Consider the following 14,157-nt stretch of genomic DNA (forward strand, 5'->3'; position numbering starts at 1 on the left):
ATCAGTCAAAATAGCTCAAAGTCATTGACTAACTTCTGATGATTGACATCAGCGTTATAGAGCTCCACGATTTTCAGCCTAGCGGCGCGTCTAATTCGGGAGTCTTTACATTTACCTGAATCCGTGTTGTCTTCAGCGCGTACCCGCTCCGCGAGCCCCAGCGCATGATTTTTCTGCTGCCTGACTCCCAATCTCAGCTCACCGCAGCCCCGAGCACCGTCCTTTCACGGCCCGGAGGCCCGGCGAGCCGGGCTTACGGGGGGTGCGCTACGTCATTTTCCTGCTCCCACGCGGCCGTCGCCCTTTCGCCGCAGCGAAATGGCCTCGATTCGGAGAATTCGGCCGTCGGATTTGCATCACGGCGAAGCCACCGCGCACAGTCGCGCCTGCACCGTGGTGAACACCTTCACATGCGCGGCGACGCCGCGTCCGAAGTCCAGCACCAGGCGGCGGGCGTGTTCGACGAACTTCGCCGCACGGTACATCACCTCCTGCAGCACTGTCTTGATGCGTCGGCGCTTGGCCGGGTGACGGATCGGCGAGAGCTCGCCGGTCAGCCCGAGTTGGCCGATCAGGCGCAGGCAGTTGTAGGCGAACGCGGCCAGATGCATGACCGCGTCGTTGGTGTCGAACTTGCCCGAGGGCAGGCGCTCGAGGTCCAGGTCGGTCTTGATCTCGGAGTGGAACTGCTCGTGCGTGCCGTGGTGCTTGTAGAGCTCGATCACGTCGGCCATCGCCACTTCGAGGCTGGTCCACCAGCCTTCGATCTCGATCTCGGGGGTCAGCAGGTGCTGGCCCTTCTTGTCGATCGTGCGCTCGGTCACCCGCACCACCAGACGCAGCGTGCGCTTGGCCTTCTTCCAGGCACGGTCGATCTTCAGGTCCAGCAGCCCCACCCGCTTGCCCGCGCGCACTTCCTCGAAGACGCCGGCGGCCTCGGCCCGGTCCACCCAGGCGGTCTTGTCCTGACGGCGCGGATTCCACTTGGTGAGGTAGTCGAACGAACGCCCCAGCGCTGCCCAGCGATCGCGCTCGTCGGCCAGCGCGAACAGCAGCCGGGCGCTGTCGAAGCCGCTGTCGGCCCGCCACAGCAGCTTCGCATCGGCCGCACACACCCGGCGCAGGCGCGGGAACGCGCGCTCGAAGAAATACTCGGTCTCCAGCGCCGAGTGGTGCGACCCCGCGCGCAGCTCCAGGCCGAGGTTCCAGCCCTCGTTGCCCAGGTACAGCGCGATCGGCGTGTAGCCATCGACGCCCTGGTAAGTGCGGCTGACCGCCTCCTTCTTGGTGTCGGAGTTGTCCATCACGAAGGTGTCCAGATCGGCGCAGACGTAGCCCTTGTGCGCCGTGATCGGCGCCTCGGTGCGCTCGAGCAGGCGCAGGCTCAGCTCGTCGGTCAGCTCGCGCAGCTCGGCCGCGCGGGCATCGAGCCGTTGGCGCATCCACACGCTGCCGGGCACCTTGGCGAGCCCGAGCGCTTCCTTGAAGAAGCGGTCGCCGCGAAACGGCTCGATCGCCTCGAAGTCGCTTTTGCCCAGGCTCAGCAGCCCCACCACCGACTTGACCAGGTCCGAGCTCCGCATACCCTGCGACACCGGCAGCCTCGGGTCGATCACCGCCTCGACCTGTGCCGCCTGGCAGCACTGCCCGATCAACGCCAGGCCCGAGTAGGACGTCAGATTGAGCTTGGCGGATTGCTTGACTTCGAAGCGCGGCATGGTCGGTTGGGTGAAAGGCTCGGATGCGTAATTATACAATTACATCAATGCGTTAGGCTGGATTTCCGGCTAAGCGAACACGGATTCAGGATTTATCTTTCACGAGTAGCAGACAGTCTGCTATTTGTTGAGGCGCAGGGCTCTCAGGAAGCAAAAAGCCGACATTCGGGTCAACGAGTTCCGATACCCCACCTACGTCCGGCGCAATAGCTGGAACCCCAAAACTCATCGCTTCCATGATGCTTACGGGCACCCCTTCTGAGTCACTGGAATTCACGAGAACATCGACCGGGTTTGACTGATAAAAATCCAACACTTTCGATTTATCGAGATCTCCCACAAAACGCCATCTGATGTTCTGCTCTGTTAGGACCCGCTCTGCTCGCGCCTTAATTTCATCGAACATAGCGCCACCGCCAATATGCACCCAGCCAATTTGCAAGCGAGGACAGCGCTGACCTAACAAGCCTATTGCATCAACTATTTTATCAATCCGCTTCACGGAAACACAAAATGAAACAGAAAGAATATTAAGGCAACCGGCAGCACTTGCGTGCGCTTCCGCACGGGGGACAGAGACACCAAGCGGCAAGACTTGAATTTTTTCTCTTTTCAAACCATAAACATCTTGCAAATACCGCCCGCCCTGGGCTGAGACGGGTAGCAGCTTATCAAAACGACCAAGAAGCCCCCTCTTAAGAGGGTGGTAGTTATTTTTCGTCCGCTGCTCATACAAGTCATAGCCATGCAATCGACTAAATAGCTTACAAACGACCCCACGCTCCCGTAATAACGCAGCGGCGAACGAAGCGGGATTATTCCAATAGGAATAGATATAAACAGGGCCGTTTATTCGCTCAACAATAGAAGCAAGGGCAGCCTTATAACGAAGCATGTCCGCAACGGCGCGCAGGCAATCCCTTGCTACGGGAAGGCTCAAACGCCCCAGGGAATAGGCCTGCAACAACTCCATCCAGTAGTACCTGGAAAAAAGAGCGAGCAAATGGTTAAACGCCTTGATCGACCTTGAATTCCTTCTTGCAAGTCCAAGATCAATTTGGACATTCTCCGGGACTGCTCGCGGGACACCTTTAGCAAGAAGTGGAAGAATAGACAAGGAGAGATCTTTATCAGCATTCCAATAGCACAACTCATCTTCAATAAACTGCTCACCTGGCGGATAAGGAAAAGAAGTTGTTATAAAGAGGACGTTTTTCATGGGCGCTAGCGGGGAAATTGCGGGGTTAGCGCACTCTTATCTATACACATGATTCAGGATATTATTTACGACATGTGCCTGCTGTGCTAAATCTAGATACGGATGCATCGGCAAACTCATCACCCTTGCCGCCGCTGCATCCCCATGCGGCAACTTCGCATCCGCATCGGCCACCGCGGGCTGCTTGTTCAGCGGAATCGGATAATGCACCGCCGTCGGCACGCCGGCCGCCTTCAGCTTCTCCTGCACCGCATCGCGGTCATCCACGCGCACGGTGTACTGCGCCCAGGCGCTCACGTTGTGCGGCTCGATGTAGGGCGTGGTGTCGATGCCGACTTCCTTGAACAGGCGGTCGTAGTTGGCGGCGACCTGCTGGCGCAGCTGAACCTCCTCGGCCAGGATCTCGAGCTTGGGCAGCAGGATGGCGGCCTGCAGGGTGTCGAGGCGGCTATTCACGCCCACGCGGATGTGGTGGTAGCGGCGGTCTTGCCCGTGGCGGGCGATCTGCCGGATGACCTTGGCCAGTTCGTCGTCGTTGGTGAATATGGCGCCGCCGTCGCCGTAGCAGCCGAGCGGCTTGCTGGGGAAGAAGCTGGTGCAGGCGATAGTGCTGAGGTTGCACGACATGCGGCCCTTGTAGCGGGCGCCGAAGCTCTGCGCGGCGTCTTCGATGACCGGGATGCCGTGCTTGGCGGCGATGGCGTTGATGGTGTCGAAGTCGGCGCACTGGCCGTACAGGCTCACCGGGATGATGGCGCGGGTCTTGGGCGTGATGGCGGCTTCGAGCAGCGCGGGGTCGAGGTTGTAGGTGCGCGGGTCGATGTCGACATACACCGGCTTGGCGCCGAGCACGGCGACGGTTTCGGCGGTGGCGATGTAGGTGAAGCCCGGGGTGATGACCTCGTCGCCGTGGGCCACGCCCACCGCCATCTGGGCGATCTGCAGGGCGTCGGTGCCGTTGGCGCAGGTGATGCAGTGCTTGGCGCCGACGAAGGCGGCGAGCTTTTCTTCGAGCTCGGCCACTTCGGGGCCGAGGATGTACTGGCCGTGGCGCAGGACGGTTTCGATGCGTTGTTCGAGTTGCGGGCGGATGCGGCGCTGCTGCTCGGCAAGATCGGTGAAGGCCATCGCACCCTTGCTGACCGCAGACGCCGTGTGCAGCCAGGCCAGTGCAGCGGCGGGGGCGAGCGTTTCGCACACGCCCAAGGCATCGAATGATTTGTCGAGCGTGACGATGGCCATCCGGGCGCCCTCCAGGCTACGGGCGCTGGCTGCGATCTGGGCGTCTTCGAAATCGCGCGCGGCGCGGTAAGCGTCCGCTTGCTCGAAGCCGAACACGGTGCTCACCTGCACGCTGTCCAGCAACTGCGCCATGAGCCGACGCACCGCGGTGCGGGCTCGAGCGGGCTCGGCCCCCAAGGCCTTGAGGCGCTGCAGGGTGACGAACTCGAGGGTGGGCAGCGCGCTGGCACACACCCACAGCGTGGTGCCCGTGTCCGCGGCTTGCTTGAAGAGTTGTGCGGTGGGGTTGGTGTCGACGTCGGGGTCGAGCCACATGTCGACGATGACGCTGACGTCGAGGATGAGATGCCGATCAGCCACGGTGCTTGTCCTCCCACGCCTGGGCACGAAGATCACGCAGCGCGTCCTTGTCGAGCGGCCGATTGGCGGCGGATTGCAGTTGGGCGCGCACCAAGGACTGGATGTCCTTGAGCTCATCGATGAAGCCGGGCGCGGCGCTGGGTGCGCTCACACCGGCCGACGCCTGCACTTCGGGCTGATCGAGGACGCTGTCGATCTCGTCGTCGGGGACGTCGATGCGGACGCGGATCGGGTGGTTCTTCAGGCGGATCGGGGTGGTGAAGTGGATCTGCCCTTCGCGGTAAATGGCTTCGAGTTGCACAGTCAGGCTCCTGAGCGTGTGACGGTGTCGCCGTCGAGGGTGTAGAGGGCGCCGGTGTGCGGGCAGGTGTATTCGCCCTGGCCTTTCACCGGCAGCGGGATCTGTTCGCCGTATTCGCTCATCCAGCCGACCTGGCGGGCGGGCACGCCGACCATGAGGGCGTAGGGCTTGACGTCCTTGTTGATGACGGCGCCGGCGCCGACGAAGGCGAACTCGCCGATGGTGGTGCCGCAGACGATGGTGCAGTTGGCGCCCAGGGTGGCGCCGCGCTTGACCAGGGTGTCGCGGTATTCGCTCTTGCGCTCGATGAGCGAGCGCGGGTTGTAGACGTTGGTGAAGACCATGCTGGGGCCGCAGAACACGCCTTCCTCGAGGGTGACGTTGTCGTACACCGAGACGTTGTTCTGCACCTTGCACTGGTCGCCGATGACGACCTTGTTGCCGACGAAGACGTTCTGGCCGAGCGAGACGCCCTTGCCGATGCGGGCGCCGGCGCAGACGTGGGCGAAGTGCCATACGCGCGAGCCTTCGCCGATCTGGGCGCCCTCGTCGACGATGGCGCTGGGGTGGACGGTGTAGCCGGGATGGTTGGTCATTGCAGGATCCTGTGTGCGGCGTCGTCGCCCTGGAGCTTGGCGGTAGTCCACTTGCCGCCGTAGATGTGGAGCACCTTGCCGGTTTGCTCGAAGGCCCATTCGCGGGTGGCTTCGGAGGGGTTGTCGGCGCTGCGCAGCAGCGGGCGCACGCCCGAGAAGGCCTCGACCACATCGCAGCGCATGGCGACGGCGCCGGTCATGTAGTGGTTGTGGGCGTCGAGCAGGTAGCGGATCTCGTCCTCGCTCGGGCCGGGGTTGTTGGGGCCGGACTGGCGCACCTCGGTGGTGCCGATGAGCGTGCGGCCCTGGTAGGGCAGGATGAAGAAGATGCGGCTGGAGCCGGGCACTTCGAGCAGCATGGCGGCCGGGCAGATGCGGTCGAGCACGATGTGGCTGCCGCGCACCCAGTCGAGCAGGATGCTCGGCTTGCCGGGCATGGTCTCGCGCAGTTGCATGGCCCAGGGGCCGGTGGCGTTGACGATGCGATCGTAGTCGTCGAGCTCGGCGAGGTCGCGCACCTCGTGCTCGGTGACCAGGTCGCCGCCCAGGTCGCAGAATTCGTCGACCACCCAGTTGCCCAGGGCGGAGTCGTCCATCTGCGCGTCGAAGAAGGCCCAGGCGCCGACCAGGCCTTCGGGCGACAGGCCGGGCTGCAGGGCGAGCACTTCGGAGGGCTTGAGCACGCGCGCACGCGGAAAGCCGCTGCCCAGCGCGAGCACGTCGTAGATGCGGATGCCGGCCGAGATGACGAACTGCGAGCGGCCCTTGTCACGGTACATGGGCAGCAGCATCTCGAGCCGGTGGCACAGGTGCGGGGCGAGCTCCAGCCAGTCGGTGCGGGCGTGCAGCGCCTTGCCGACGAGGCGAAACTGGCCGGTTTCCAGGTAGCGCAGGCCGCCGTGCAGGAGCTTGGACGAGGCGCGGCTGGTCTCGCACATGGGCTGCCGGCGATCGAAGAGGGTGCAACGGACGCCCTGGCGCGCGAGCGCCCAGGCGGTGCACGCCCCCACGATGCCGGCCCCCACGACCGCGACGCGCATGGCTCAGTACTCCAGCGGCAGGGCCACGCGCTTGCCGTCGCGCGAGGACAGGTACATGGCGATGAGCAGCTCGAGGCTCTTGAGGCCTTCGCGGCCGTCGGTCTCGGCTTCGGCCTCGCCGCGCAGAGTCTGGATCACGTTGTCGTAGTAGAGCGGGTGACCGAAGCCGTAGACGCTGGTGGTGGCGTAGCTGGCGTGCTTGATCTCCTCGTCCTCGGGGCGCTGTTCGGCGAACTCCCAGTGCTGGATCTCGTTCACCGCCACGCCGCCGACGCGCACCGTGCCCTTCTCGCCCAGGATGGTGATGCTGCCTTCGAGGTTCTTGGGGTAGGTGAGCATGCTGACGTTGAGCGTGCCCATGGCGCCGCTGCGCCAGCGGATGGCGGCCACGCCCGAGTCTTCGACCTCGATGTCGCGCTCCAGGGTGCCGGTGTAGGCCATGACGGATTCGACCGGGCCGATCAGCCAGTCGAGCAGGTCGATGTAGTGGCTGGCCTGGTTCATGAAGGCGCCGCCGTCGAATTCCCAGGTGCCGCGCCACTTGGCGCTGTCGTAGTACTCCTGCGGGCGGGTCCAGAAGACGTTGACCGACACCGCGTAGATCTTGCCGAAGCGCTTTTGCTCGACGGCGCGCTTGAGCAGCTGCAGCGTGGCGTTGCGGCGGTTCTGCTTGACGACGAAAAGGCGCACGCCGGCCTTGTCGCAGGCCTCGACCATCTTGAGGCCGTCCTGCCAGCGGGTGGCCATGGGCTTCTCGGTCATCACGTGCTTGCCGGCCTGCGCCACTTCGATGGCCTGGGCCGGGTGCAGGCCGCTGGGAGTGGTGAGGATGACGCAGTCGGCGGTGGTGCTGGCGAGCAGGTCGGCGAGCTTGCCGTGGCCACGGGCGCCGGTCTTGGCGACGGCGGCCTGCAGCGCGGCGGGATTGGTGTCGCAGACGTCGACCAGTTCGCAGCGGTCGGCGTGTTTCTCCATCGCGGCGAAGTGGTTCTGCGCGATGCGGCCGCAGCCGATGAGGGCGAAGCGGATCTTGCGGTCGGTGATGGGGGGGGAGTGATGCATGGCTATCTCCGAGGAATATGTCGGGCAGAAACGAGGCCGGAATGATAGTCCGATTGCATGACCGGCGTGTGAGGGGGCGAGTCGTTCTATCGGAAGGGGGTGGCGAGGGCTATCGGGCGGAAGAGGTGGCGGGCGGCGGTTTCAGGTTGGGGCGGTCGGGTGTTTGGCGCGGGGCGATGACAAGGGGCGTTGTGGCGGGGTGTGGGGCCGTATTCGCGCCTGCCGGCGCTCCTACAAGGGCATCGCGGTCCGATCGCGGCGTCTCCATTTCGGTCCATTCGCAGCTGCCGCAGCTCCTACAAGAGGGCCACGACGCGTGGCGGTTTCTGTAGGAGCGCCGGCAGGCGCGAATTCGGCGCTCGGGTTAGAGACGAAGGTCCGCCGCATTCCTCGGCATCACATATTTCAGGTCATACACCACGTGCTCCGGCTTGCCGAGCGCGCGGATGGCCTCGGCGCCCATGTCCTTGAACTGCTGGTGCGCCACGCCGACGATGATCGCGTCGTAGGCGCCCTGCTCGGGGGCGTCGATCGGGGTGAGGCCGTATTCGTGCTGCGCTTCGGCGACATCCACCCACGGGTCGAACACGTCGGCGGTGATGTTGTAGTCGCGCAGTTCCTTGACGATGTCGACGATGCGGGTGTTGCGCAGGTCGGGGCAGTTTTCCTTGAAGGTGAGGCCCAGCACCAGCACGCGCGCGCCTTCGACGGTGATGCGGCGCTTGAGCATGGCCTTGACGAGCTGCGACACCACGTAGGCGCCCATGCCGTCGTTCAGCCGCCGGCCGGCGAGGATGATCTCGGGGTGGTAGCCGATCTCCTGCGCCTTGTGGGTGAGGTAGTACGGGTCCACGCCGATGCAGTGGCCGCCGACCAGGCCCGGGCGGAAGGGCAGGAAGTTCCACTTGCTGCCGGCGGCCTGGAGCACCGCCTCGGTGTCGATGCCCATCTTGTTGAAGATGATGGCGAGCTCGTTGATGAGGGCGATGTTGACGTCGCGCTGGGTGTTCTCGATGACCTTGGCGGCTTCGGCCACCTTGATGCTCTCGGCCTTGTGGGTGCCGACGACGATGATCTGGCGGTAGAGCTGGTCGACCAGCTCGGCGACCTCGGGGGTGGAGCCGGAGGTGACCTTCTTGATGGTGGAGACGCGGTGTTCCTTGTCGCCCGGGTTGATGCGCTCGGGGCTGTAGCCGGCGTAGAAGTCGACGTTGAACTTGAGGCCGGAGAACTTTTCGAGGACGGGGACGCAGTCTTCTTCGGTGGCGCCGGGGTAGACGGTGGATTCGTAGATGACGATGTCGCCCTTCTTGAGCACCTTGCCGATGGTCTCGGAGGCCTTGACCAGCGGGGTGAGGTCGGGCTGCTTGTGCTCGTCGATGGGGGTGGGGACGGTGACGATGTAGGTGTTGCAGGCGGCGAGGTCCTGCAGGTTGGCGGAGTAGCTGAGGCCGGCGGCTTCGCGGAGTTCTTCGTCGGAGACTTCGAGGGTGGCGTCGTGGCCGGTCTTGAGGGCGTCGATGCGCGCCTGGTTGATGTCGAAGCCGACGACAGAGCGCTTCTTGGCGAATTCGACGGCGAGGGGAAGGCCGACGTAGCCGAGGCCGATGATGGCGAGCTTGAGGGTGTCGAGGGTGTGCATGATGGTAGGCAGGTAGTGGACGAGGTTTTCGGGTTGTTTGGGTTTATGTAGGAGCGCCGGCAGGCGCGATCTTTTATGTAGGAGCGCCGGCAGGCGCGATTTGGGCGGTTGAATCACGCATGGCGGTTATTTTCGCGCCGTTTTCGCGCCTGCCGGCGCTCCTACAGGGGGACATCGCGGGGCGTTGGCGGGGGGCGGGCGTTTGGGCGCCGTTTTCGCGCCTGCCGGCGCTCCTACAGGGGGTGTCGCGGGGTGGGTCATGTGGGGGCGGCGGTGGCGCGGGTGCCGGGTCTGGGGTGGTTGATCTGTTGGTCGACGATGCGGCCGTCGCGGACGTAGGTGAAGGATTCTTCGACGAGCATGCAATCGGCGACGCGGCGCTCGGCGGCGCGGCGGTCGTGCGCGACGTCGCGGGGGCTGACGCGGCGCTCGTTGTGGGGGTCGCGGTGGACGTAGCTGCGCACGTAGATGTTGTCGAGCGGGCGGGCGGCGCGGCGGATGAGGCGCATGTAGAGGTCCTGGTGCCGCAGCGGGGCGACCTCGTCGTCGATGGTGATCTGCACCACGGCATAGCGCGCGCCGACGGGGCCGGCGGCGCCCTTGCGCTGGTAGAGCCGGGTGCGGAAGACGGTGTTTTCGTGGAGTTGGGGGGCGACCAGGGCGTTGATCTGCTCGACGTGCTCGAGCGTGCAGTTGCCCATGAAGACGCCGAGGTTGCGCGCGGGGGTGAGGCCGCAGGCGCGATGGAAGCCGCGCAGCATGGGCACGAAGCGCCAGGGGCGCGCGGTGAGGCGGAAATAGGCCAGGAAGACGACCAGCCAGCCGATGGCGAGCACGCCCTCGGGCACGCCCAGCCAGGCGCCGGCGATGCCGGTGGCGCCGAGAGCGAAGTGCAGCGTGCCCATGATGCCGACGGTGTTTTCGACGCGGAAGCCGGCGCGCTGCAGCAGGTGGTGCAGGTGGTTGCGGTCGGGGCTGAAGGGCGACTTGCCCCGCCAGATGCGGCGGAACATGACGCTGAGGGTGTCGACCAGCGGCAGCGCGAAGATCCACAACGCCACGATGGGCGGCACGAGGGCATTCGGCCCCTGGGTGATGGTGATGAGCAGCCAGCACAGCAGCAGGCCGAGCATCATGCTGCCGTTGTCGCCCATGAAGACGCGGGCGCGGTGCTGGTCGCCGAAGCGCAGGTTGAACCACAGGAAGCCGAGCACGCCGCCAAGCAGGGCGAGGGCGAGCAGGAAGGTGGCGCCGTCGCCGCCCAGACCGGCGACCAGCGCGATGAGGGCCAGGGTGCCGGCGGCGATGGTGCCCGAGAGGCCGTCGATGCCGTCGACCATGTTGAGCGCGTTGATGCAGCCGACGGTGCCGAAGACGGTGAAGGGCACGGCCGCGGCGAAGCCCATGGTGAGCGCGCCGACGAAGAAGGCGTCGCCGACGTCGGCGAGCACCACCCCACCGCCAAAGACCATGAGCAGCGCGAGCCCGGCCTGGATGACGAGGCGGATGCGGGCGGAGAGCTTCCAGCGGTCGTCGGCGAGGCCGACGCCGAACATGACCACGCCGCACACCAGCAGGGAGAGCCAGGCGACGAGTTTTTCCGGGTAGGCGAGGATGAGCAGCGCCACCGCGACCAGCAGCGCCGCGAGCACGCCGAAGCCGCCGACGAAGGGGGTGACGTGCTCGTGCTGCTTGTGCTCGCCGGGGAGGTCGACGAGGCCGACGCGCGGCGCGATGACGATCATCGCGCGGATGACGAGGACGGAGAGACCGGCACCAACCAGCAATGCGATCAAGCCTTGCATGGTCGGCGGCCCTCCGGGAAGCGTGCGCGCGTCGTAGGCGGCGTCATGTCGATGTAGTCCAGCAAGAGCAGGTTTATGTAGGAGCGCCGGCAGGCGCGAATGGCCATGTAGAAGCACCGGCACGCGCGAACGCCTTTGTAGGAGCGCCGGCAGGCGCGAATTGGGCGGGTGAATTACGCATGGCGTTTATTTGGGGGCCGTTTTCGCGCCTGCCGGCGCTCCTACAGGGAGACATCGCATAGCGAATTGGGCCGTCTTCATGCCTTGTACTTGTACTGGTAGTGATAGCCCTCGTACCCGAACCGATGCCGCTGGCGGGTGAGGTCGAAGCCGTTGAACACGAATCCCTTGACCTCGACGCCGGCCTGGTCGAAGCGCTTGATGGCTTGCTCGAGCTCGCGGATGGGGTGGCGGCCGGCGCGGGCGACCAGGAGGGTGGCGCCGACCTGGCGGCCGATGATAGCGGCATCGGACACGGCGAGCACCGGGGGCGCGTCGATGATGAGCACGTCGCACTGCTTTTCGAGTTCGGCGAGCAGCTCGGCGAAGCGCGGGTGCATGAGGAGTTCGGACGGGTTGGGCGGGATCTGGCCGGTGGTGACGAGGGCGAAGTTGTCGACGCCGGTGGGCTTGACGATCTGCTCGAGCCCGGCGACGCCCATGATGTAGTCGGACACGCCCATGCCGCGCGGCACGCCGAAGGCCTTGTTGATATGGCCCTTGCGCAGGTCGCCGTCGACCAGCATGACGCGCTTGCCGGCCTGGGCGAGGACGGCAGCGAGGTTCTTGCTGATGAAGCTCTTGCCGACACCGGGCGCCGGGCCGGTGATGAGCACCGAGCCCTTCTCCGCGCCGAGCAGGGCGAAGTGCAGCGTGGTGCGCAGGCTGCGCAGGCTCTCCATGGCGTCGTCGTCGGGGTTGGCGATGGCGAGGAGCTGGCTCTTGTCGGCCTTGCCGCGGGCGATGGCGCGCGAGAGCTGGGCCTCGTCCTTGCTGGCGGGCACGGTGGCGTACACCGGCAGCGAGAGCTCGCGCTCGATGGTCTGCGGGTCTTCGACGACCACGCGCAGGCTGCGGATGGCCCACACCAGGCCGAGCGCGCCGAGCACGCCGAGCACGCCCGAGAGCAGCAGGATGAGCGCCTTGCGCGGGGCGACCGGCAGCGGCGCGGTGGCGGCGGCGTCGATCACGCGCACATCGCCGACGGTGCCGGCGCGGGCCACGCGCAGCTGCTGGGCGCTGTTGAGCAGGTTGGTGTAGAGCGCGGTGGCGACCTCGACGTCGCGGCGCAGGCGCAGCGCGGTCTGCTGGGTGTCGGGGAGGCGGTTGACGTCCTTGTCGAGGGTGCCGCGCACGGCGCGCAGGCGGCTGAGCTGGGAGTCGAGCGCCTTGACCTGGGGGTGCTCGGCGGTGAAGCGCTGGCGCAGCTCGTCGCGCTTTTGCTGGAGGACGACGATGTCGTTGTCGACCTTGACGATGGAGCCGAGGACGGACTGGGTCTCGATGGTGAGGTCGACCGAGCCGCGGTTCTGGCGGTATTCGTTGTAGGCGGCTTCGGCGGTGTCGAGCTGGCCCTTGAGCTCGGGGAGCTGGGCTTCGAGGAAGCCGAGGGTGGCTTCGGCTTCGGCGGAGCGGTATTCGACGTTCTGGCGGACGTAGGCGTTGAGGACTTCGTTGAGGACGGCTTCGACCTGGGCGCGGTCGGGGCCGCTGTAGGCGGCTTCGATCACGTTGGACTGGCGGGCGCGCTCGCGCACCTCGAGGTTTTCGCGCAGGGCACCGATGGCCTGGGTCTGGCCGACGCGGGCGAGGTTGAAGCGGGTGCCGGGGCGGGCGACGAGCTCGGCGATGAAGAGGGTGGTCTTGCCGTCGGCGCTGGCGGCGGCCTCGCCGACGGTGCCGTCGAGCAGGCGCATGTCCTGGTCGTCGTAGAGGGTGAAGGTGTTGTTGTCGCCGGCGATGAGGGTGAGGGGCAGGCCCTGGAGGTAGCTGGGGACCTCAAGGCTCTGCACGTCGATGCGCTCGCCGCCCCAGGCGTAGGTGCCGAGGCCGAGGAAGGGCGCGGCGGGTTCGTCGCCGTTGTAGCGGCGCGCGAGGGCGCGGCCGAAGACGGGGAAGTAGTCGGGGTTGGCGCGGATGGAGAGGTTGAGCCGATCGACGACGCGGCCGAGGATCATGCGCGAGCGCAGGATCTCGAGCTCGGCGGCCACCGAGGTCGAGTCGCCGAGCACCGCTTCGACGTCACGCAGCGCCGCGAGGCCACCCTTGGCGCTCTTCTTGTCCTCGACCTGCACCAGCGCATCGGCGCGGTAGATGGGCGTGGAGACAAAGGCGGTGACCGCGCCGATGAAGACGGCGAGGAAGGTGACCGCGAGGATCAGCCACTTGTATTCGAGCAGGACGGCGATGATCTCGCCCAGGTTGATGAAGTCGTCTTTGTCGTCGCGCATGGACTTGCCACGAACAGGACCGCCGACATCAGCCACGGCGGAAGGTGCAGTTTCTCGACGCAAGGGTGTGGGTTCCTGTGGTGTTTTGGTGAGGCTAAAGGGTTGGTGGGGTTGGTGGGGTTGGATGAGGCTCGTACGCGTTCAACCACCCGCATGTTTCATGTAGGAGCGCCGGCAGGCGCGATCCTTTATGTAGGAGCGCCGGCAGGCGCGATCCTTTATGTAGGAGCGCCGGCAGGCGCGATCTTTCATGCAGGAGCGCCCGCAGGCGCGAATGCAACCTCTCCGTTTCGCGACAACGCCAAATCACCCCCCGCTTTCGCGCCTGCCGGCGCTCCTACATGGTCGCCGGAGCCGCGATGTTTTATGTAGGAGCGCCGGCAGGCGCGAATGCAGCGCCTCCGTTTTGCGACAACGCCAAATCAACCGCCGCTTTCGCGCCTGCCGGCGCTCCTACACAAACCGGCGCGGATTTCATGCGCCGGGGCCAATCTCATTCGCGCCTGCCGGCGCTCCTACATGGTCGCCGGAGCCGCGATGTTTTATGTAGGAGCGCCGGCAGGCGCGAATGCAGCCTCTCCGTTTCGCGACAACGCCAAATCAACCGCCGCTTTCGCGCCTGCCGGCGCTCCTACAAGAACCGGCGCGGATTTCATGCGCCGGGGCCAATCTCATTCGCGCCTGCCGGCGCTCCTACATGGTCGCCGGAGCCGCGATGTTTT

The 14,157-nt window shown here is 65.5% G+C and carries 10 protein-coding genes; all 10 read right to left on the reverse strand.

What is annotated here, in order from left to right; all coding sequences use genetic code 11:
• Positions 1-356: 356 nt before the first annotated feature.
• Complete coding sequence (locus C667_RS04915; RefSeq protein WP_004357889.1) at positions 357-1,718, reverse strand: IS1380 family transposase; 1,362 nt, start codon at positions 1,716-1,718, stop codon at positions 357-359.
• An 85-nt stretch (positions 1,719-1,803) separates the two neighbouring features.
• Positions 1,804-2,937: a glycosyltransferase gene (locus C667_RS24820; RefSeq protein ID WP_004357890.1), complete on the reverse strand. Its 1,134-nt coding sequence runs from the start codon at positions 2,935-2,937 to the stop codon at positions 1,804-1,806.
• 36 nt (positions 2,938-2,973) lie between these two features.
• The gene (locus C667_RS04920) at positions 2,974-4,539 is read right to left on the reverse strand and encodes an aminotransferase class I/II-fold pyridoxal phosphate-dependent enzyme (RefSeq protein ID WP_004357892.1); all 1,566 of its coding nucleotides are present in this window, start codon (positions 4,537-4,539) and stop codon (positions 2,974-2,976) included.
• Positions 4,532-4,840 carry a hypothetical protein gene (locus tag C667_RS04925; RefSeq protein WP_004357894.1) on the reverse strand — a complete coding sequence of 103 codons (309 nt, stop codon included), beginning with the start codon at positions 4,838-4,840 and terminating at the stop codon, positions 4,532-4,534. The genes C667_RS04920 and C667_RS04925 overlap by 8 nt, the downstream gene beginning before the upstream one ends.
• Before the next feature lie 2 nt (positions 4,841-4,842).
• Complete coding sequence (locus C667_RS04930) at positions 4,843-5,436, reverse strand: acyltransferase (RefSeq protein ID WP_004357896.1); 594 nt, start codon at positions 5,434-5,436, stop codon at positions 4,843-4,845.
• The gene (locus C667_RS04935; protein WP_004357898.1) at positions 5,433-6,476 is read right to left on the reverse strand and encodes an FAD-dependent oxidoreductase; all 1,044 of its coding nucleotides are present in this window, start codon (positions 6,474-6,476) and stop codon (positions 5,433-5,435) included. The genes C667_RS04930 and C667_RS04935 overlap by 4 nt, the downstream gene beginning before the upstream one ends.
• Before the next feature lie 3 nt (positions 6,477-6,479).
• Positions 6,480-7,538 carry a Gfo/Idh/MocA family protein gene (locus tag C667_RS04940; protein WP_004357900.1) on the reverse strand — a complete coding sequence of 353 codons (1,059 nt, stop codon included), beginning with the start codon at positions 7,536-7,538 and terminating at the stop codon, positions 6,480-6,482.
• A gap of 364 nt (positions 7,539-7,902) precedes the next feature.
• On the reverse strand, positions 7,903-9,180 hold the full coding sequence (gene tviB / locus C667_RS04945) for a Vi polysaccharide biosynthesis UDP-N-acetylglucosamine C-6 dehydrogenase TviB (protein WP_004357901.1): 1,278 nt from the start codon (positions 9,178-9,180) through the stop codon (positions 7,903-7,905).
• A gap of 257 nt (positions 9,181-9,437) precedes the next feature.
• Positions 9,438-10,985, reverse strand: coding sequence for an MraY family glycosyltransferase (locus C667_RS04950; RefSeq protein ID WP_004357903.1), 1,548 nt, complete (start codon positions 10,983-10,985; stop codon positions 9,438-9,440).
• Positions 10,986-11,242: 257 nt separating this feature from the next.
• Entirely contained in the window at positions 11,243-13,435 is a 2,193-nt protein-coding gene (locus C667_RS04955) for a polysaccharide biosynthesis tyrosine autokinase (protein WP_004357905.1), read from the reverse strand.
• Positions 13,436-14,157: the final 722 nt, after the last annotated feature.

This window comes from Thauera phenylacetica B4P, assembly GCF_000310225.1.
In the GTDB taxonomy this organism is placed as follows: Bacteria; Pseudomonadota; Gammaproteobacteria; order Burkholderiales; family Rhodocyclaceae; genus Thauera; species Thauera phenylacetica.

Bases quoted from the DNA above. Each gene is read 5' to 3' on its own strand.
- C667_RS04935 (WP_004357898.1), bottom strand. From the start codon at position 6,476: ATGCGCGTCGCGGTCGTGGGGGCCGGCATCGTGGGGGCGTGCACCGCC.
- tviB (WP_004357901.1), bottom strand. From the start codon at position 9,180: ATGCACACCCTCGACACCCTCAAGCTCGCCATCATCGGCCTCGGCTAC.
- C667_RS04955 (WP_004357905.1), bottom strand. From the start codon at position 13,435: ATGCGCGACGACAAAGACGACTTCATCAACCTGGGCGAGATCATCGCC.
- C667_RS24820 (WP_004357890.1), bottom strand. From the start codon at position 2,937: ATGAAAAACGTCCTCTTTATAACAACTTCTTTTCCTTATCCGCCAGGT.
- C667_RS04915 (WP_004357889.1), bottom strand. From the start codon at position 1,718: ATGCCGCGCTTCGAAGTCAAGCAATCCGCCAAGCTCAATCTGACGTCC.
- C667_RS04940 (WP_004357900.1), bottom strand. From the start codon at position 7,538: ATGCATCACTCCCCCCCCATCACCGACCGCAAGATCCGCTTCGCCCTC.
- C667_RS04930 (WP_004357896.1), bottom strand. From the start codon at position 5,436: ATGACCAACCATCCCGGCTACACCGTCCACCCCAGCGCCATCGTCGAC.
- C667_RS04950 (WP_004357903.1), bottom strand. From the start codon at position 10,985: ATGCAAGGCTTGATCGCATTGCTGGTTGGTGCCGGTCTCTCCGTCCTC.